Source organism: Actinomycetota bacterium (assembly GCA_005888325.1).
Lineage (GTDB): Bacteria > Actinomycetota > Acidimicrobiia > Acidimicrobiales > AC-14 > AC-14.
In genome coordinates, this window is record VAWU01000022.1 from 5,998 (window position 1) to 25,736 (window position 19,739).

At 71.1% G+C, this 19,739-nt stretch carries 17 protein-coding genes; 13 read left to right on the top strand and 4 right to left on the bottom strand.

The window, feature by feature from the left end; all coding sequences use genetic code 11:
- Positions 1-163 precede the first annotated feature (163 nt).
- From secA to E6G06_07060, 5 genes are all read left to right on the top strand, one after another.
- The gene (gene secA, locus E6G06_07040) at positions 164-2,881 is read left to right on the top strand and encodes a preprotein translocase subunit SecA (GenBank protein ID TML92131.1); all 2,718 of its coding nucleotides are present in this window, start codon (positions 164-166) and stop codon (positions 2,879-2,881) included.
- Positions 2,882-2,917: 36 nt separating this feature from the next.
- Positions 2,918-4,021, top strand: a complete 1,104-nt coding sequence (gene prfB / locus E6G06_07045) for a peptide chain release factor 2 (GenBank protein ID TML92132.1) — start codon at positions 2,918-2,920, stop codon at positions 4,019-4,021.
- A 131-nt stretch (positions 4,022-4,152) separates the two neighbouring features.
- The gene (gene ftsE, locus E6G06_07050; protein TML92133.1) at positions 4,153-4,839 is read left to right on the top strand and encodes a cell division ATP-binding protein FtsE; all 687 of its coding nucleotides are present in this window, start codon (positions 4,153-4,155) and stop codon (positions 4,837-4,839) included.
- Positions 4,840-4,854: 15 nt separating this feature from the next.
- On the top strand, positions 4,855-5,736 hold the full coding sequence (locus tag E6G06_07055; protein ID TML92134.1) for an ABC transporter permease: 882 nt from the start codon (positions 4,855-4,857) through the stop codon (positions 5,734-5,736).
- A gap of 88 nt (positions 5,737-5,824) precedes the next feature.
- The gene (locus E6G06_07060) at positions 5,825-7,036 is read left to right on the top strand and encodes a hypothetical protein (protein ID TML92135.1); all 1,212 of its coding nucleotides are present in this window, start codon (positions 5,825-5,827) and stop codon (positions 7,034-7,036) included.
- A 31-nt stretch (positions 7,037-7,067) separates the two neighbouring features.
- Here the strand turns inward: E6G06_07060 and E6G06_07065 are convergent, their stop codons facing one another.
- Complete coding sequence (locus E6G06_07065; GenBank protein ID TML92136.1) at positions 7,068-7,685, bottom strand: hypothetical protein; 618 nt, start codon at positions 7,683-7,685, stop codon at positions 7,068-7,070.
- 24 nt (positions 7,686-7,709) lie between these two features.
- Here E6G06_07065 and E6G06_07070 point away from each other — a divergent pair, with 24 nt between their 5' ends.
- Positions 7,710-8,702 carry a D-cysteine desulfhydrase family protein gene (locus E6G06_07070; GenBank protein ID TML92137.1) on the top strand — a complete coding sequence of 331 codons (993 nt, stop codon included), beginning with the start codon at positions 7,710-7,712 and terminating at the stop codon, positions 8,700-8,702.
- 4 nt (positions 8,703-8,706) lie between these two features.
- On the opposite strand, the gene E6G06_07075 is transcribed toward E6G06_07070, so the two are convergent.
- On the bottom strand, positions 8,707-10,044 hold the full coding sequence (locus E6G06_07075) for a M20/M25/M40 family metallo-hydrolase (protein TML92138.1): 1,338 nt from the start codon (positions 10,042-10,044) through the stop codon (positions 8,707-8,709).
- 24 nt (positions 10,045-10,068) lie between these two features.
- On the opposite strand from E6G06_07075, the gene E6G06_07080 reads away from it, so the two are divergent.
- Together E6G06_07080 and E6G06_07085 are read left to right on the top strand one after the other, a co-directional pair.
- Positions 10,069-11,343 (top strand): nicotinate phosphoribosyltransferase, encoded by a 1,275-nt coding sequence (locus E6G06_07080; GenBank protein TML92139.1) that lies wholly within the window; start codon positions 10,069-10,071, stop codon positions 11,341-11,343.
- Between the two features lie 5 nt (positions 11,344-11,348).
- Positions 11,349-11,939, top strand: coding sequence for a nicotinamidase (locus tag E6G06_07085; GenBank protein ID TML92140.1), 591 nt, complete (start codon positions 11,349-11,351; stop codon positions 11,937-11,939).
- Here E6G06_07085 and E6G06_07090 read toward each other — a convergent pair.
- Positions 11,899-12,348 (bottom strand): hypothetical protein, encoded by a 450-nt coding sequence (locus tag E6G06_07090; GenBank protein ID TML92141.1) that lies wholly within the window; start codon positions 12,346-12,348, stop codon positions 11,899-11,901. The two genes, E6G06_07085 and E6G06_07090, sit on opposite strands and share 41 nt — an antisense overlap.
- A gap of 245 nt (positions 12,349-12,593) precedes the next feature.
- Between E6G06_07090 and E6G06_07095 the strand changes: the two genes are divergently transcribed.
- The 4 genes from E6G06_07095 (at position 12,594) to fae (ending at position 16,138) form a co-directional block, all read left to right on the top strand.
- On the top strand, positions 12,594-13,031 hold the full coding sequence (locus E6G06_07095) for a hypothetical protein (GenBank protein ID TML92142.1): 438 nt from the start codon (positions 12,594-12,596) through the stop codon (positions 13,029-13,031).
- Between the two features lie 365 nt (positions 13,032-13,396).
- The gene (locus E6G06_07100) at positions 13,397-14,776 is read left to right on the top strand and encodes an MFS transporter (GenBank protein ID TML92143.1); all 1,380 of its coding nucleotides are present in this window, start codon (positions 13,397-13,399) and stop codon (positions 14,774-14,776) included.
- 10 nt (positions 14,777-14,786) lie between these two features.
- Positions 14,787-15,629, top strand: coding sequence for an alpha-ketoglutarate-dependent dioxygenase AlkB (locus E6G06_07105; protein TML92144.1), 843 nt, complete (start codon positions 14,787-14,789; stop codon positions 15,627-15,629).
- Positions 15,626-16,138: a formaldehyde-activating enzyme gene (gene fae / locus E6G06_07110; GenBank protein TML92176.1), complete on the top strand. Its 513-nt coding sequence runs from the start codon at positions 15,626-15,628 to the stop codon at positions 16,136-16,138. The genes E6G06_07105 and fae overlap by 4 nt, the downstream gene beginning before the upstream one ends.
- A 14-nt stretch (positions 16,139-16,152) precedes the next feature.
- Here the strand turns inward: fae and E6G06_07115 are convergent, their stop codons facing one another.
- The gene (locus E6G06_07115) at positions 16,153-18,594 is read right to left on the bottom strand and encodes a hypothetical protein (protein TML92145.1); all 2,442 of its coding nucleotides are present in this window, start codon (positions 18,592-18,594) and stop codon (positions 16,153-16,155) included.
- 59 nt (positions 18,595-18,653) lie between these two features.
- On the opposite strand from E6G06_07115, the gene E6G06_07120 reads away from it, so the two are divergent.
- Positions 18,654-19,733 carry a DUF1214 domain-containing protein gene (locus E6G06_07120; protein ID TML92146.1) on the top strand — a complete coding sequence of 360 codons (1,080 nt, stop codon included), beginning with the start codon at positions 18,654-18,656 and terminating at the stop codon, positions 19,731-19,733.
- Positions 19,734-19,739 lie beyond the last annotated feature (6 nt).

The window sequence follows — 19,739 nt, forward strand, 5'->3', positions numbered from 1 at the left end:
CCGAAGACGGCCACGTAGGCCGCGATCATCCCGACCAGGACGCGGGCGGGCGCCGACATCGCCCGCAGACGCGGGCCGACCGGCTCGATCACGGTCACCACGGGGTCATCGTTGCTCACGGGAGGCACCGGAAACGTGACACCCCGCCGGTAGACTGCCCCGCATGTCGATCTTTACCCGCGTCCTTCGGGCGGGTGAGGGCAAGAAGCAGCGGGCCCTGCAGTCGCTGGTGCCCGACATCAGCGCGCTCGAGCCCGAGATGCGGGCGTTGAGCGACGACGCCCTCCGTCACAAGACGGTCGAGTTCCGTGAGCGCCTGGCCCGGGGCGAGGACGTCGACGACCTGCTCTTCGAGGCGTTCGCGACCATGCGCGAGGCCGCCCAGCGGGTCATCGGCCAGCGCCACTACGACGTGCAGCTGATGGGCGGGGCCGCGCTGCACTTCGGGTGGATCGCGGAGATGAAGACGGGTGAGGGCAAGACCCTGGTGTCGACGCTGCCCATCTACCTCAACGGTCTCACCGGCAGGGGCGTGCACCTCGTCACCGTGAACGACTACCTGGCCAAGCGCGACGCGCTCTGGATGGGGCAGATCCACCAGTGGCTCGGCCTCACCGTCGCCACGGTGTTGCCCGAGATCGACGACCCGGAGGAGAAGCGCCGCGCCTACGCCTGCGACGTCACATACGGCACGAACAACGAGTTCGGGTTCGACTACCTGCGCGACAACATGGCGATGTCGAGCGACGAGATGGTGCAGCGCGGACACGCTTACGCCATCGTCGACGAGGTCGACTCGATCCTCATCGACGAGGCCCGCACGCCGTTGATCATCAGCGGCCGCGTCGCCGATGCCGCGGCCACGTACTACAAGTTCGCCAGCATCGTGCGCGGTCTCGTGCGCGACGAGGACTACGACGTCGACGAGGAGAAGCGCACGGTCGCGCCCACCGAGGCGGGCATCGACAAGGTCGAGAGCGCGCTCGGGGTGGCCAACCTCTACGACGAGCTGTCGGCGAACTACGTCCACCAGCTGCAGGCCGCCCTGCGCGCCAAGGAGCTCTACAAGCGCGACGTCGACTACCTCATCCAGCACGGCGAGGTGAAGATCGTCGACGAGTTCACCGGCCGCGTGCTCGAGGGGCGGCGCTGGTCGGAGGGCCTGCACCAGGCCGTCGAGGCCAAGGAGCGGGTGCGCATCAAGGAGGAGAACCAGACCCTCGCCACCATCACGCTGCAGAACTACTTCCGCCTCTACGAGAAGCTCGCCGGCATGACGGGCACGGCCGAGACCGAGGCGGGCGAGTTCGCCCACACCTACAACCTGCCCGTCGTGCCCGTCCCCACCAACGTGCCGATGGTGCGCGAAGACCAGGGCGATCTCATCTACAAGACCGAGGACGCCAAGTTCGGCGCGGTCGTCGACGACCTCGTCGAGCGCTACGAGAAGGGCCAGCCCGTTCTCGTCGGCACGGTGTCGGTCGAGAAGTCCGAGCGCCTGAGTCGCCTCCTCGAGAAGCGGGGGGTCGCGCACTCGGTGCTCAATGCCAAGCAGCACGAGCGCGAGGCCATCATCGTCGCCCAGGCCGGGCGCCTCCACACGGTCACCGTGGCGACCAACATGGCGGGTCGCGGCGTCGACATCATCCTCGGGGGCAACGCCGAGGGGATGGCCCGCCTCGAGGCGGCGGCCGAGGGACTCGACCCCGACTCGCCCGAGAGCGAGGCGCGCTTCCGGGAGCTGTTCGCGAAGTACGAAGACGAGTGCCGGGCCGAGGGCGACAAGGTGCGCGATCTCGGCGGCCTCTACGTGCTCGGCACCGAGCGCCACGAGAGCCGCCGCATCGACAACCAGTTGCGCGGCCGGTCGGGTCGTCAGGGCGACCCGGGGGAGAGCCGCTTCTATCTCTCGCTCGAGGACGAGCTCATGCGGCTGTTCGCCACGGGCGCCATGAGCTGGGTGATGGGCAAGGCCCTCCCCGACGACGTGCCCATCGAGGCGAAGATGGTCTCCAAGGCGATCGAGCGGGCGCAGAACACCGTTGAGGCCCGCAACGCGGAGATCCGCAAGGACGTCCTCAAGTACGACGAGGTCATGAACGAGCAGCGCAAGGTGATCTACCGGCGCCGCCAGCAGATCCTCGACGGCGAGGACCTGCGCGAAGACGCGCTGCAGTTCCTCGACGACGCCATCAGCGCGGTCGTGTCCACGTTCTGCCCCAACGACTTCCAGGAGGACTGGGACCTCGACGGCCTGCTCGCCGAGGCGTCGACCTACTTCCCCACCAAGTTCACCGCCGAGGAGCTGGCTCGGGCCGATCGGGCCGACGACGTCTACGAGAGCCTGCTGGCGGAGGCCACCGGCTACTACCACCAGCGCGAGGAGCAGCTCGGCCCCGACGTCGTGCGCGAGATCGAGCGCCGGGTGATGTTGTCGATCATCGACCAGCGCTGGCGTGAGCACCTCTACGAGATGGACTATCTCCAGGAGGGCATCAACCTGCGGGCCATGGGCCAGAAGGACCCGCTGGTCGAGTGGCAGCGCGACGGCTACGCCATGTTCACCGCGATGATGACCGCGATCGCCGAGGACTTCGTGAAGTACGTCATGCACCTCGACGTCGTGGTCGACCAGGGCGACTCGACGGTCGGCAACGTGCAGTACTCGGGGCCCGACGACCCGATCCAGGACGGCGGCGGCATGATCCAGGCGGCGGCCCGGCAGGCGCAGGAGGTCGGCGACCCCGAGCTGGCCGCGGGCCTGCCCGAGGAGGACGTGATCCAGGAGCCCGTCGTCAAGGCGGACCACGAGAAGCTCGGACGCAACCAGCCCTGCTGGTGCGGCAGCGGCAAGAAGTTCAAGCTCTGCCACGGCCGATGAGCGAGGACGCTGTCCCGGTGACCGCCTGAGAGGGCGATGCGCGACTTCACCGACGACCTGAGCGCGCTGCGCAAGCGGTTGACCGAGGCCGGCGCGTACCTCGACATCGACGGCCGGCGCGCGCGCCTGCGCGAGCTCGACGTGGAGGTGGGGCGACCCGGACTGTGGGACGACCAGGAGGTCGCGCGGCGCGTGACGACCGAGCACAGCCGCGTGAAGGAGGACGTCGACCTGCTCGACGGCCTCGAGCGGCGCGTGTCCGATGCCGAGACGCTCTTCGAGCTCGCGCACGAGGAGTCCGACGAGTCGTTCGCGCCGGAGCTCGAGGAGGCCGTCGCGTCACTCGCGACCGAGCTCGACGGCCTCGAGCTGCGCTCACTCTTCCGCGACGAGCACGACGAGCGCGACGCGGTGTGTGAGATCCATTCGGGTGCCGGTGGCACCGACGCGCAGGACTGGGCCGAGATGATGTTGCGCATGTACCTGCGCTGGGCCGAGCGGCGCGGCTTCTCGTTCGAGGTCGACGAAGTGTCGCCCGGTCAGGAGGCCGGCATCACGTCGGCCACCTTCATCGTGCGCGGCCGCTACGCGTACGGATTGCTGTCGGCGGAGAAGGGCGTGCACCGGCTGGTGCGCATCTCACCGTTCGATGCCAACGCGCGCCGCCAGACCAGCTTCGCCAGCTTCGAGGCGGTGCCGTTCATCGAAGAGGAGAGCGGCGAGGTCGAGATCGACGAGAAGGACCTGCGCATCGACACTTACCGATCGTCGGGCGCGGGGGGCCAGCACGTCAACGTCACCGACTCGGCCGTGCGGATCACCCATCTGCCCACCGGCATCGTCGTGTCGTGCCAGAACGAGCGCAGCCAGCACCAGAACAAGGCGAGGGCCATGCAGATCCTCGCGGCCAAGCTGGCCGAGCAGGCGCGCGAGGAGCGGCGACGCGAGCTCGAGGCCCTCGCGGGCGAACAGCGCGACGTCGCCTGGGGCAGCCAGATCCGCTCCTACGTGCTGGCCCCGTACCAGATGGTGAAGGACCTCCGTACCGAGCACGAGGTGGGCAACGTGCAGGCGGTGCTCGACGGCGATCTCGACGAGTTCATGGAGGCGTGGTTGCGTTGGCGCCGCCAGGCTTCCTGACCGCGTCCTCCTGACCCTCGACACGAAGCGTGCCTCACCCGGCGCGAGGTGCGTTGGCGTAGGCGGTGGGTGCTAACCTCGGCCCGGCGTCTTCGGCGGGGCGCCCCCAACCCGCCCCCGCACCCCTCTCCATGATTCGTCTCGAGAACGTCACAAAGGCTTACAAGGGCAATGTCGTCGCGCTCCGCGACGTGTCGGCCGACATCCAGAAGGGCGAGTTCGTCTTCCTGGTCGGCGCGTCGGGCTCGGGCAAGTCCACGTTCATTCGCCTCCTCCTGAAGGAGGAGCGGCCCGACGCGGGGCGCATCTGGGTCGCGGGCAAGGAGATCGCGAACCTGAGCAACTGGAAGGTCCCGTATCTCCGGCGCAACATCGGTTGCGTCTTCCAGGACTTCAAGCTGCTGCCGAACAAGACGGTTTACGAGAACGTCGCGTTCGCGCTCGAGGTGATCGGGCGCCCGAAGCACGTCGTGGAATCGCAGGTGCCGCAGATCCTTGACCTGGTCGGGCTGGCGAAGAAGCACGACAACCTGCCCAACGAGCTCTCCGGTGGTGAGCAGCAGCGCGTGTCGATCGCGCGCGCGTTCGTCAACCGCCCGCTGATCCTCTTGGCCGACGAGCCCACGGGCAACCTCGATCCGAGCACGTCAGAGGGCATCATGCGCCTGCTCGACCGCATCAACCGCACCGGCACCACCGTGGTGATGGCCACCCACGACCGCAGCGTCGTCGACGCCATGCGCCGTCGCGTGATCGAGCTCGACCGGGGCACGCTCGTCCGCGATCAGGTGCGCGGTGTCTACGGCGCGTACACCTAGGAGCTGCTTGGGCTGATGGCGATCAAGGTCGACTACGTCGCACGCGAGACGTTCCACAACCTCAAGCGCAACTTCCTCATGACATCGGCAGCCGTGCTCACGGTGGCCGTGTCGCTCGCGCTCGTCGGTGGGGCGCTCCTGCTCAAGCGCGGCGTCGACAAGGCCACGCTGCAGTGGCGCGGCGGCGTCGAGCTCTCGATCTTCATGAAGCCGGACGCGTCCGCCACCGAGAGCGGGGCGGTGGAGCGCGAGCTGAGGGCCATGCCCGAGGTGAAGCGGATCAAGTACGTGTCGCAGCAGGCCGCGCACCGCGAGTTCCAACAGATGTTCAAGAACTCGCCCGACTTCCAGGAGAGCCTCACCGTCGATCAGATGCCTCCGTCGTACCGGGTGGTGCCCCAGCAGGCCGAGCAGGTCGAGCTGATCGGCGAGCGCTTCAAGGCCCGCGCCGGCGTGGAGGAGGTCGTCTACGCCAAGGATCAGATCAAGGCGCTGCTCAAGTTCACGCGGATCCTGCAGCTGATGCTGTGGGCGGTGGCGCTGGTGCTCCTCCTGGCCGCGTCGATGCTCATCCTCAACACCATCCGTATGGCGATCTTCGCCCGTCGTCGCGAGGTGGCGGTGATGAAGCTGGTGGGCGCGACCAACTGGTTCATCCGGATCCCCTTCATGTTCGAGGGTCTGTTCCAGGGCGTCGCCGGGGCCGCCGCCGCGTTCGGAGTGGTGTGGGTGCTCCGCAACTTCGCCCAGCACGCGGTGCGCAACGTCGAGCTGTTCCGCCAGTTCGCGGTCTCGACCACCGACGTCGCCGGCACGGGCGTCTTCCTGATCTTCGTCGGCGCCATGGTCGGAGCCGTCGGCTCCGCCTTCGCCGTCACCCGCTTCCTCGACGTGTAGCGGCCCCGCCGCGCCGCCGTCCTCGAGCTCGGGCAGCCGGGCGCGGCCCGCGTCCGGTTTCGTTGCTGGTGTGGCTAAAGTGGACAATGTGAAACACGGGGTGCGCACCGCCGCGCGGTTCGTGGTGATCGTGGGCGTGTTCGTCCTGGGTCTGCGGCCGGCGCCGGTCGGGGCTGCGCCCGCCACCCCGCGGCACGACCCGAAGCTCGACACGCTGCGCGCGCAGGTGGCGGAGGCGTCCGCCGAGGAGTCGTCGCTCCTGGGCCGCATCGATGCGTCCGCGGCCCGGCGCCGATCGCTCGACGGTCGGGTGGCCACGATCGACCGGCAGATCGCGGCGGTCCAGACCGACCTCGACGCCGCGCAGCAACGCCTCGACGCGCAGCAGGCGCAGGTCGCCAAGATCGAGAACCGGTTGGCCGAGGCGCGGCATCAGCTCGGCGTGGCCAGGGATGACCTCCGCCGCCGGGCGCTGGCCGCGTACATGGGCCGATCCGACATCGGGCGTTACGCGGAGCTCGTCCTGCACGTGCGCGACATGCGGCAGCTCGCGGCGTCGAGCAGCTACCTCAGCGCGGTGCTCCAGGCCCAGGCCGATTCCCTGCACCGGGCGCAGAAGCTGGGCAAGGAGGTCGAGCGGCTCCGCGACGACGCCGAGGCGGCGCGCCTCGCGTCCCAGACCGGCCGCGACGCCGTCGCAGGCCGGAAGGCCGCGCTCGAGCAGAACCGTCAGGAGGCCGACGGCCTGCGGGGACAGGTCCGGGCCGAGCTGGCGGACCAGGGCCGGGCGCTCGACGAGATCCAGGCGCGCCGCGGCGAGTTCGAGGCGCAGCTGGCGGCGTTGCAGGTCACGTCCGACCACCTGGCCGAGCTCCTGCGTGCCCGGCAGGCGGGCGAGACGGCGACCCCCGCCCGGCGCGGCCTGTTCGCCCGGCCCGTGGACGGGCCGATCACGTCGGGCTTCGGGCCGCGGGTGCACCCCATCTTCGGCGACGTGCGGATGCACACGGGCGTCGACTTCGGCGTCGCCGCGGGCACCCCGATCCGGGCCGCCGGCGACGGGGTCGTCGTGCTCGCCGGTCCCTACGGCGGCTACGGCAACGCAACCGTCATCGACCACGGCAACGCGTTGGCCACGCTCTACGGGCACCAGAGCGCGTTGCTCGTCGCGCCCGGCGACCGGGTGACGCGAGGCCAGGTCATCGGTCGGTCGGGGTGCACCGGCTACTGCACCGGGCCCCACCTCCACTTCGAGGTGCGGGTGTACGGCACGCCGGTCGACCCGCTGCCCTACCTGTAGATCCCGCTCGACACGGCAGCTCTTCAACCGGTCAGGTCAGGCCGACGACCTCGGCCCGCCAGCGGCCGGGTGCGGCCTCGACGAAGGGGTAGGGGACCACCGCGCCCGTCTGTCGGTCCCAGAAGCGGTGGGGATGGTCGGACGGTGTGCGGCACAGCACGTGCACGCTCACCGCGGTGCCCGGTCCGGGGTTGCGCACGCGGTGCCAGCAGCCCTCGCCGTCGGCCTCGGCGGGCAACAGGTAGGTGACCGCGCCCTGGTGCCAGACGTGGCGGCTCGCCTCCTCGAGGTCGGCGCGGTCCTCCGTGTCGCCGCCGCCGGCGGCCGGCAGGTAGCGCGTCTCCTCGTCGCCCCCCTGCAGGTAGCCGATCACGCCCCAGCAGCCGTGGTGGTGCACCCCGCTGGACGTCGCTTCCGGGAACACGACCGCCATCACGTGGAAGCGGCCGAGGGCGTCGGTGTGGAGCACGTTGCCGACCGCCTTACCGTCGAGCGGCTCGCGTGCCGAGTCGGGGATCGGTGCCGGGTCGACGAGGAGCGCTTCCATCGCGGGTCGGATGGCGTCGCAACGGGCCCGGTCGTCGGCGAGACGAGGATCGCCGAGCGCCGCCTCGGTGGCGGCGACCAGTCGTGCCAGCGCCTCGCTCACGGTACGACGGTAGCGTCACCGACGATGGCGAACCCCCTCGAACGGCGCGTCCGGCTCGCCCACCTGCCCACGCCGCTCGAGCCGATGGAGCGGCTCGGCGCCCGGCTCGGGATGACGGCCGGCGCGCTGTGGGTGAAGCGCGACGACGCCACCGGGCTGGCCGGGGGCGGCAACAAGGCCCGCAAGCTCGAGTACCTCTGCGCCGACGCGATCGCGCACGGTTGCGACACGCTCGTCACCGGTGGTGGACGGCAGAGCAACCACGTGCGCATGACCGCCGCTGCCGCCAACCGCCTCGGCCTCGCGTGCACGATCGTGCTCGGTGCCGACGAGCCGGCGACGCCCACCGGCAACGTGGTGCTCGACCATCTGCTCGCTCCCGAGATCGTCTGGGGCGGCCCCCTCGACTACTACGCGATGGAAGACGCGATCCGCGTCACCTGTGCGCGGCTGGCCGACGAAGGGCGGCGACCGTACGAGATGCCGATCGGCGGCGCGTCCGCCGTGGGCGCGCTGGGCTACGTGCACGGTGCGCTCGAGCTGCTCGACCAGTTCGAGGGTCACCCCGACTGGGTGGTGGTGGCCGACGGCTCCGGCGGCACCCATGCGGGGCTGCTCGCCGGGCTCCCTGCCGGTGTGCGGGTGCTCGGCGTCGACGTCGGCACCCGCCCCGACCTCGACGAGCAGGTGCCGGCCAAGGCGGTCGAGGCCGCGGCGCGCGCCGGGCTCCCCGCGCCGACCGCCTCCGTGCTCATCGACCACGAGCGCTTCGGCGCGGGCTACGCGGTGCCGACCGACGACTGCCGTCGCGCCCTCGACCTCGCCGCTCGCTTCGAGGGGTTGATCCTCGACCCCGTCTACACGGGCAAGGCGCTCGCGGGCCTGGTGCACGCCCGACGCGAGGGTCTCATCGCCCACGACGCACGCGTCGTGTTCCTCCACACGGGTGGCCTGCCCGCGCTGTTCGCCGCGTCCTACGCGGACTGGGTCAAGCGCGGTTCGCCGACCCTGGCTTGACCGCTCATGCGACGAGCAGATCGTGGGCCACGGCCTGCCACAGCTCGGTGGACAGGCGCAGCGACTCCTGGTCGACGCGCTCGTTGTCGCCGTGGAACATCGTGCTGAACGCGTCGAAGTCGATTTGGTTGCTGAACAGGCCGTAGCCGTATGCGGTGGCGCCGGCTCGGCGGAAGAAGCGGGCGTCGGTCGCTCCCACCGTGAGGAACGGGACCGCCTTCGCACCCGGCGACAGCTTCTCGGTGGCGCGCACGAGCGTGTCCCAGAGCGGTGTGTCGATCGGTGACGACGTCGACGGGTCGTCGACCGGGGAGATGATCTCGACCGACGGGGCGAGGTCGCCCAACACATCGGCGAGCATCGCCTCGATGTCGGCTCCCGTCTGGCCCGGCAGTGTGCGGATGTCGACCTGCAGGTCGACGCGATCGGGGATCACGTTCGTCTTGGTGCCGCCGTGCACCACGGTCGGAGCGAGGGTGGTGTGTGTGCACGCATGCGCCTGCTGGGCCAACCCGACCGACGGCAGGGCCTCGCACAGCTCCCAGAAGCCCTCCGCCCGCAGGAGCGGCTCCTCCAGCTCGGGCCCGAACTCCATGCCCGTCACGAAGCGGCGCCAGATCTCGTGGATGTCGGTCTCCGGCCGGTACTCGGCGATGCGGCGCACGACCTCGGCCGCCTTTACGAGCGCGTTGTCGGTGCGGAACGGCGTCGACGCGTGCCCGGGTGTGCCCTTGACGCGCAGCGTGCCCCACCAGGTGCCCTTCTCGCCCACGATGATCGGGAGCTTGTTGCCGGTGGGCGTGGGGATCGGGAAGCCGCCGGCTTCGGTGATGACGTAGTCGCACTGCACGGCGTCGCGCTCGCGCTCGACGAGATGGCCGGCACCGTAGGTGCCCAGCGCCTCCTCGTCGGCGACGGCCAGGTACACCAGGTCGCCGGCCGGACGGAAGCCCGCCGCCGCCAGGTGCTTGAACGCCACCGCCATCGACGTAGTGAGGTTCAGCATGTCGACGGCGCCGCGGCCCCACACCTCGCCGTCGACGAGCTCACCGCCGAAGGGGTCGCGCCGCCAGCCGTCGGGGTTGACGGGCACGACGTCGGTGTGACCCATGAGCATCAGCGTCGGTGCGGCGGGATCGGTGCCCTCGATGCGCGCCACCAGGCTGGCCCGTCCCGGCATGGGCTCGTAGCGCTCGACGTCGAACCCGGTGCTGCCGAGGTACGACTCGAGCGCGTCGACGCTGCGGGCCTCACCCCCCGACTCGGCCGTGCCGTCGTTGACGCAGGCGTTCCGAATGAGCTGCTGGAGCAGATCGGTGACTTCCGCGGTGGTGTCGCTCACCCGGGCAGCGTAGACCGTCGTACCGTGAGGCCGTCCCTTCCTGAAAGCAGGTCGTCGACGAGCACCGCGTTCCTCAACGACCGGTACGAGCTCACGATGCTCCAGGCCGCCCTCCAGTCGGGGGTGGCCGGTGAGCACGCGGTCTTCGAGGTGTTCGCCCGCCGTCTGCCCGTGGGCCGCCGCTACGGCGTCGTCGCCGGTCTCGACCGGCTAATCGACGCGATCGAGCGCTTCCGCTTCGGCGCGGCCGAGCTCGAGCACCTGGCCGAGATCGTCGACGAACGGACGCTCGAGCATCTCGCCGGGTGGCACTTCGCGGGCGACGTCGACGCCTATCGCGAAGGCGAGCTGTTCTTCCCCGAGAGCCCCGTGCTCACGGTCGAGGCTCGCTTCGGTGACGCCGTCGTGCTCGAGACGCTCGTGCTCTCGGTGCTCAACCACGATTCGGCCGTCGCGTCGGCGGCGGCGCGCATACGCGTGGCCGCCGGCGACCGGCAGCTCATCGAGATGGGCGGACGCCGCACCCACGAGCAGGCCGCCGTCGCCGCGGCCCGGGCCGCCTACGTCGCCGGGTTCGACGCCACGTCGAACCTCGAGGCAGGTCGCACGTATGGCATACCGACCGTGGGCACCTCTGCCCACGCGTTCACACTCGCCCACCCGGACGAGCTGACGGCCTTCGCCGCCCAGGTGAAGGCGTTGGGCCGCGGCACGACGCTGCTCGTCGACACGTTCGACGTGGAGCAGGGCATTCGCAACGCGGTCGACGTCGCCGGCCTCGACCTCGGCGCCATCCGGCTCGATTCGGGAGACCTGGTGGAGGGCGCGCGCCGGGCGCGCGCCCTGCTCGACGAGCTCGGCGCGACGCGCACGAGGATCGTGGCGTCGGGTGATCTCGACGAGCGCGAGATCGAGCGGCTGGCCGCCGCGCCGGTCGACTCCTACGGCGTGGGCACGGCGCTCGTGACCGGTTCGGGCGCGCCGACCGCGGAGCTCATCTACAAGCTCGTGGCGCGCGCCGGTGTGCCGGTGTCGAAGCGCTCGCCCGGCAAGGAGACTTCCGGCGGGCGCAAGTGGGCGTACCGGGTGCTGGACGCCGACGGCCGGGCGCGGGACGAGCGCCTGCTGCCTTCACCTGCGCCGATCGGCCGTGCGCTCCAGGTGCCGGTCCTGCGCGGCGGGGAGGTCGTGCACCGTCCGTCGCTCATGGAGATCCGTCAGCATCACGTCGCAGCTCTCGCCGAGCTGCCGCCCGAAGCCCTGCTGCTGGAGCCGGGACCACCGGCGCTGCGAGGATAAGGAGCATGCGGGCGCTCGTCGTCGTCGACGTGCAGAACGACTTCTGCGAGGGCGGCTCGCTCGCGGTGGTGGGCGGTGGGCCCGTGGCCGCCGCCATCACCGACCACATGGCCGCGCACGACGACGACTACGACGCCGTCGTCGCCACCCGCGATCACCATCGCGATCCCGGCGCGCATTTCTCGGCCGACCCCGACTACACCGATTCGTGGCCACCCCACTGTGTGGTGGGCACGCCCGGAGCCGACTTCCACCCGGCGCTGGACACGAGCCGGATCGACGAGGTGTTCGACAAGGGCGCGTACTCGGCGGCGTACTCGGGCTTCGAGGCGGTCTCCTCCGAAGGCGCGTCGCTCGCCGGGTGGCTCCGAGCGCACGACATCACCGAGATCGACGTGGCCGGGATCGCAACCGACTACTGCGTGCGAGCCACGGTCCTCGACGCCCGGCGCGAGGGCTTTTCGGTGAGGGTCCTCGACGACCTCACCGCCGGGGTGGCCGAGGCGTCGAGTGCCGGCGCGCGCGAGGAGATGCGCGCCGCGGGGGCTGAGCTCGTCAACGCTCGCCGGGGTGCCGCTCGTCGAGAAGACGGTTGAGCCGGGCCACCGCGCGCGTGGCCGTGTCGTCCGCCTGCCGGAGCCGCCGCCGAGGCGACTGCACCGCCCACATCCCCACCTTGCGCCCGTCGCGCAGTGCCACACGCGGTATCACGCCACCCATCTCCAGACGGGTCTCGAAGCACTCGATCTCGCGCCACCGCAACCGCACGGTGCGAAGCGGATTACGGATCACCAGTTCGTCGTCGGACGCGCGCACCGAGGCCCGCGCCATTCGCCCGAGGTAGAGCCACACGGTCGCGAGACCGACGGCCGCCGCCCCGGCGCGCGCGACGACCGGCACCTCGGCCACCACCGCGAAGGCGAGGAGCAGCAGGCCCATCACGCCGCCGAGGACCGCGAGCCCGACGGTCAACTCGGTGTTCCGGAACGTGACGGGAGGAGCCACATCGGCAGCGTAACGACGACGCGCCGACCCCGAATCACTCCGCCGGCTCGTTCTTGTCGTGCGTAACCGTCCTGAGAACGGCTGAGTACGACAAGAAGCGAATGCGGAGGCTGTGCAGAGGCTGTGAATCGCCTGCGATCCATCATCGTTCGCTCATCCGCCGCCGGTACGGCCATCACCCCCGGGCCGCAAGCTGCAATCGGTGGGCGACAGAGCGTCGGTCCCCGTGAGCCCTGGAGGTTCCCATGTTCAAGCGATTCACCGCAGTTCTGGTCGGCACCCTCGTCCTGGCCGGAGGCGCGTACGCCTACGCCGCGGACAGCCCGTCGACGCCGTCGACCACGACGCCGAGCGCGTCGGCACCGGCCGCCGCCCACCCGCGTCGACACCTCCTCCGTCCGCTGCGCCGCGTGGTCCACGGCGACCTCGTCGTGCGGACCAAGACCGGCTTCGAGAACGTGACCGTCGACCGGGGGAAGGTCACCGCCGCCTCCGCCTCGTCGGTCACCATCGAGCGGCCCGACGGCGTGTCGGTGACCAAGGCGGTCACCGCGGACACCAAGTTCCGGGGCGTCGACTCCGCGGACCAGCTCGTGCACGACAAGGGCGCGATCGTCGTGTCGAAGGGCGACACCGCCGTGCTCGTCGGGCAACGCACGGGCGGCGCGCCTGCGGCGCCGTAACCCCCCGCCCCCCGGCGAACGCTGACAGCACCCTGCGGGGTGCTGTCAGCCGCGTCTACGCGTCGTCGTGCGGATGGTCGTCGTCGTCTTGATCGTGGTCGTGGTGGTGATCGTGCGGTCCCTCACGGGGACCGTCGGCCCCCACTCAACAGCCGGGCTGACCGTGGTTGCCGCAACAGCTCTGTCGAGTGCGCGCCTTGATCAGGTTGTTGCGCACGACGAGCTGCAGTTTGGTCGCGAGAGGAGCGTCGTACTCGCGGAAGTTGCGGAGCGAAGTTCGGAAACTCGGTTCGTCGGCCACCGGGTCATCGTAGGCCGTGTCATTGCACGGCCGCTCCCACGTTCCCGAGGGCTACGGTCCCCGCATGGGCGACGAGGTCGGGCCTCTCGGCGTGCTCGACGCGCACCGGCGCGCACTCACCATCGGCATCGTGCTCGTCGTCACCATGGTCGCGTTCGAGGCGCTGGCCGTGGCCACCGCGCTGCCGAAGACGGTCGACGAGCTCGGCGGCGTGTCGCTGTACGGCTGGGCCTTCAGCGGGTTCATGCTCTCCAACCTGATCGGCATCACGGTGGCGGGTCACCAGGCCGACGCGCGCGGCCCGGCTCCGCCGCTCGTCGCCGGGCTCGTGTTGTTCGGGGCGGGCCTCGTGATCTGCGGTGCGGCGCCGTCGATGGGCGTGGTCGTCGCCGGCCGGGCCGTGCAGGGGCTCGGGGCGGGCGCGGTGCCGGCCGTCGCCTACGTCGCCATCGGCCGGGGCTATCCCGAAGCGCTGCGCCCGCGCATGTTCGCGGTGATGTCGAGCGCGTGGGTGGTCCCCGGGATCGTCGGCCCCGGTGTCGCAGGGTTCGTCGCCGAGCGCCTGTCGTGGCGGCTGGTGTTCCTCGGGTTGCTGCCGCTGCTGCCACTCGGCGGCGGCCTCCTGGTCCCCGCGCTCCGCGGTCTCGGGCCGACGACGGCGTCGTCCGAATCGCAGGCCGGCACCGCGGTGCGGTTGGCGGCGGGCGCGGGCCTGCTCCTCGGCGGGCTGGGCCTGCACTCGCTCGTCGGCCTGCCGCTCATGGTCGCCGGTGGCCTCGTGGGGTTCCCGGCCCTGCTCCGCCTCCTGCCCGCCGGCGCCCTGCGCGCCGCGCCGGGCCTGCCCGCGGCCGTGACCATGCGCAGCCTCCAGACGTTTGCGTTCTTCGGCGCGGAGGCGTTTCTCCCCCTCATGCTCACGTCGGTCCGGGGGCAGAGCACCACGATCGCGGGCCTGGCGCTCACCGCGGCCACTCTCACCTGGACAGCCGGCGCGTGGGTACAGGCGCGGCTGGCCACCCGCCGGTCCGTGCGCTCCGTGTCGATCGCGGGACTGGTGCTGGTGGCGGCGGGGATCGGGTTGATCGCGACGGTCCTGCTGGACGTCGTGCCGGTGGCGGTGGCCGCCGCCGGATGGGGTGTCGCCGGGCTCGGCATGGGCCTGGCGTACTCGATGGCGTCGGTGATCGTGCTGGCGGAGGCGCCCGCCGACGGGGTGGGCGCGGCCTCGGCCGGGCTGCAGCTCGCGGACGTGCTCGGCGTCGCGCTCGGCACCGGGTTGGGCGGAGCGATCGTCGCTGCAGGTGAGGCCGCGCCGTGGAGCCGGCGCACGAGCATCGCGGCCATCGACTTCCTCATGCTCGCCGTCGCCCTGCTGGGGGCGCTGGTGGCCACCCGTCTGCCCCGACGCACCGCGGCCGGTCCCCTCGAGGACGCGGAGCACTAGGGTCGCACGCATGTCGCGGGCGGACGGTGGGAGGACGAGCACCGCGGGTGTCACGGTTGCGCCGGAGAAGCTGATCGACCGATCGCGCTGGCCGGTGACCGACCTCGAGGCGTCCGCCACGAAGCGGATCGTCGCGACCGAGCAGCGGCGATTGGCCGCCACCGGGGTCAGCGTCCTGCCCGGGTTCCTCACACCCGAAGCGGTGCGGCTCCTGTGCCGGGAGGCCGACGAGCTGGTGCCGCAGGCCCACTTCTCCGAGGCGAGCGGCACGCCCTACCTCGAACGTCCCGATCGTTCGTTCGCCGAGGGCCACCCGCGGCGCTTCGTCGTGCGCTCCGCAGTACGCGCGCTCGCGTACGACCGGTTCCCTCCCTCGTCCCCGCTGCGCGCCCTCTACGAGTGGGGTCCCATGATGACGTTCGTCGGCGCGGTGCTCGGGCGCTCACCGCTGTACCGCTACGCCGACCCGATGGGCGCGCTGAACCTCGCGGTGATGGTCGAGGGCGACGAGCTGGGCTGGCACTTCGACCAGACCGACTTCGTCGTCTCCATCGCGCTCCAGGACAGCGAGGAGGGTGGCGACTTCGTGAGCGCGCGCCGCATCCGCAGCGCCGGCGACGAGAGGTACGACGAGGTGGCGAGGGTGCTCCGGGGCGAGCCGCACGAGGCGGTCGAGCGCGTGCCGATGACGCCGGGCACCCTGATGCTCTTCGAGGGGCGCAACTCGATGCACCGGGTCACGCCGATCGCGGGACGGGTGCCGAGATACGTCGCCCTCCTCGCCTACGACACCAAGCCCGACACCGTGAGCTCCGACCAGTTGAAGCTGGCCCGCTACGGGCGGCTCGGCTGAGCACAGTCGCGGTCGTGCAGATCGGCGAGAGCTTCGTGGGGTCGGGAGCCAACGCCGCCCACGTGAACACCGTGCTCGGCACCCGGGCCGGCCCGGTCGGCGCGGCGTTCGCCACCGCGCTGGCGACACCGACCCACGGTCACGCACCCTTCGTCGCCGTGGTGCGGCCCGGCCTTCCGGCCAAGCCGGTCACGCTCTTCGTCAACAAGGCCGAGGTGCGCGGCGACGGGCACGCCCGCCTCACGTGGGGACCCGCGCAGGCCGGTGTCGCGGGCGGGGTGGTCGACGCGGTGTCCGAGGGCGCCATCCCGCGTGGTCAGGTCGACGAGCTCGTGTTGATCGCCGCCGTCTGGGTGGACTGGGACGCGGATGACGGCGACGAGGTGTACGGCAACAACCGCGCGGCCACGCTCGGCGCGCTGCGCGCGGGAAGCCGCCACGAGCCCACGCTCGACGAGGTGATCGCGGCAGGCGCGTCGCCGTGGAACCCGTTCTTCCGCGCCGGCTGAGCGGACACGACACGTCAGCGGCGCGCTCGGCCCGACCTCTTCCGCTTCTTGCGTTGCGACTTCGACGTCGGCGGGCGCGCCGGGCGGGTGCGTTGGGGCGACGGCGCGACCGGCGCGGGGGCCGGCGCGACCGGCACCACCTCGCCGGCTCGATGCCGGCCCCACCAGGCGAGCAACACGACGCCGGCGAGGCCGGTGAGCGTGAGCGCGAAGCCGAGCAGGTCGATCGGCGTCCACCCGTAGTGGAGGCTGACGTGGCGCGAGGTCGGCACGACGACCATGAAGTTGGGCGTGACGCGCCACGGGCCACGCGCGCCGGACGCCTTCCAGTTCGGGAAGTACGACGTCTTCACGAGCACGGGTGATCCCGTGCGGTCGACGTCGAACGAGATGCGATCGTCGCTCGTCCGGATCCGGCTCACGCGCGCCGGCGCCACCTGCACCCGGGGCGCGTCGACGTTCACTCCGGTGCCGATCGCCGGCAGGTTGAAGACATTGGCGGTGGGTTCGAGCTCGCGCACCGGCACGCGCGCCCAGCTGTCCGGACCACCGGCGGCGAGGGCGACGTCGCGTCCGCGACGGTCCTTCTCGAAGTAGTTCACCCCTACCTGGCTCCACAGCGCGCCGGAGGCGTACTTCCCCTCGATGACCGCGGGCTGGAAGGCGAGCGGGGCGACGAGCGGCGCGCCGCGCACCTCATAGACGTTCCACGGGCCGGAGCGGGCGCGCCGCACGAGGTCGGGGTTGGTGTCGGCCTGGGCCTTCGTCTCCGGCGAGACGGCGAGGTAGTACCGCACTCCCATGAGTTGGAGGTGCTCCACTCCCTGGCCCACGACCAGGTTCTGGTACGGAAGGTCGTAGAGGTTGATGTTCGGCGTCTTGGTCAGCTCGACCTTGACCAGTTGCTCGTAGAGCGAGGTCTCCGACACCTCGAGGCCCTCGTTGATGGTGGCGATGCAGCTGTCCGTCCAGTACGGCAGCAGCAGGAACGCGGCAAGCGTTCCGAACCGCGAGAACGCGGGGCGATCCGCCTCGGCGAAGGCGCGCCCGCAACCGTGCTCGCGCCCGACGCGGTCCATCGTGGTCATCAGGGCGTCGTACTCGTGCCAACCCGGGCGTCCCTCGTAGCCGCCGAGGGCGAAGTCCATGGTGAGGCGGACCTTGCCGCGGTCGACGGTGTGGACGGGGAGCCAGCCCGGCACCGAGCGCAGCGGCAGGCCGATGAGCAGGACGACGAACGCGAGTCCCGCGACCGGCAGGATCGTGGGGACCGCGGGGCGGACGTCGCCCGCCGACGCGTCCCGCGCCCGCCCCCGCCCCCGCCCCCGCGCCCGGCGTCGTGCCCGCCATTCCTGGAGCTCGTGGCCTCCCTCTGCCACCCCGAGCGCGGCGAGCAGGTAGAGACCCAGGAACCAGAACGGCAGGAAGCGGTCGTTCTGCAGCCGGCCGCCGGGCACGACGACGAAGCCGACCGCCATCGCCAGCGCGAGCGCGCCGATGGCCAGGCCGATGCGAAGCCCCCGTCGCGCGCTGATGACGACGCCGACGACGGCCAGCAGCGTCACCACGCCGAGGTGCCACGTCTCGTCGGTCAGGAACTGTCCGGGTTGGCACTGGCCCCGGACCGCGCAACGGCTGGCGAACGGGAAGAGGTTCTGGAAGTACTTGCCGACGTGGTCGTGCAGGCCCGGGGGCGCGTACCCGTAGCGAAAGCGCAGCGGGACCAACCAGAACCCCGCGAGCAGCCCGCCCGCGGCGACGACGAACGCGGCGTCGAGGAAGCGCCGCCGGCTCGGTCGAATGAGGGCGATGACCGCGGCGCCGGCCAGCGCGAAGAGCGTCGTGAAGATGTGGGACAGCACGACGAGCCCAAGGAGCACGGCGGCCGCGGCCTGGTGACGACGGGTGTCGAGCGACCGGGCGAGCAGCCCGAGGAACAACAGGGCGAGCGGGAGCCCGATGGCGAACGCGTACTCGCCGCGCAACGTCGAGATGACGTCGCCACCCCGGGTCTGGGGTTGGAAGTGGTCGAACAGGAAGGGCACCGCGACGACGGCCATGAGCGCGGGCGCAGGGAAGCGCAGACCCGAGAGTCGCCCGAACGCCCACGCCGCGACCGGGACGCTCGTCAGGCTGAGCGCGAGCACGAGCTTGAACGTGATCGTGTACGGGAGGACCGCGCTCAACAGCGCGATCACGAGCGCGGGGAACGGGAAGTAGAACACGAGCGCGGGCACACCCGCGTGCCAGTCGGGGGCCCAGCCGGTGAGCCGGCCGTGGGGGAGAAGGTGCCCGCGCAGGTAGTTGGGCTCCCAGATGTGACCACCGAGGTCGCTGCCCGTCGGCGTGGTGTGCTTGAACAGCATGGCGGGCTGCAGTTGCAGGAAGACGAAGAGCGCGGCGCCCGCGACGACGGCGAGCGTGATGATGCGCTCTCGAGACCGGTCGGGCTCCATCGGGCGCTCATCCTTGCACCCGCGCCGCGGCCGCGAGCGGCGGCATAGAGTGCCCGGCGGTGACCGACAGGGGACTGCGCACGAGTGAGGCGTTCCACGCGTTGATCGACGCGGTGCGGGGCCTCGAGGCGAAGTTCCTGGGCGAGTCGGCGCAACCGCTCGACACCCAGAGCGTGCTCGAGGGCTACAAGTGGGCCTTCTCGGTGCTGCAGGTCGCGTTCGACGTGTACGTGTGGGCCGACCCCGACCGGCCGCGGTTCGTCGACATCGTGGGGCCCTACAAGAAGTGGGGCGGCGACAACGCTGACGCGTTCTACCAGTTCGCACCCATCGACCCCCGCCGCACGTACCGCGTCCGGGGACGGAAGGGTGACGCGGTCTACCTGTCGCTGACCGTCTACGGCGGGCCCGACGACGGTCGCTACTCGGAGCGCATCGTCGGCACCGTCAACGATCGCGCCCTCGACATCGACGCAGACGGTTGCTTCGAGCTGGTCCTCAGTCCCGAGGCCCACGCGGGGACGTGGCTCGAGCTCGAGCCCGAGGCGGTGTGCGCGATCACGCGCTGCTACCTCGTCGACCCGGTCGTCGGTCGTCGCGCCGAGTGGCACATCGAGGCCGTCGACCCGCCGCGCACCTGGCGCGAGGACGACTCCGCGCTGGCCCGTCGTTTCCGCGCCGCCCGCACGTGGATCGAGGAACAGGCCAAGCTCGTGCCGCTCGCGCTCGGCGAGCCCAACTCGGTCGACGAGCCCTATGGCGTCCCTCAGGTCACCTACGGGTGGGCGGCAGGCGACGCCGCGTACGCCATGGGCAGCTTCGACCTGGCGGACGACGAGGCGCTTGTGATCGAGGGCACCTCACCCGAGTGCGCGTTCTGGAACATGTGCCTCTGGAACCCGTTCCTGCACACCTACAACTACGACTACGAGCGCGTGACGATCAACGGTGGGCAGCTCACCTATCGCGCCGACGGATCGTGGGTGATCGTGGTCGCGCCGCGTGACCCCGGCCATCCCAACTGGGTGTCGACGGCCGGCCACCCGCGCGGTCGAATCTGGTTCCGGTGGTTCCACCCGGAGGCCACGCCGTCGCGGCCCACCGCGCGCGTGGTTCCCCTGGCCGAATCGGGCGGTTAGCGGTGG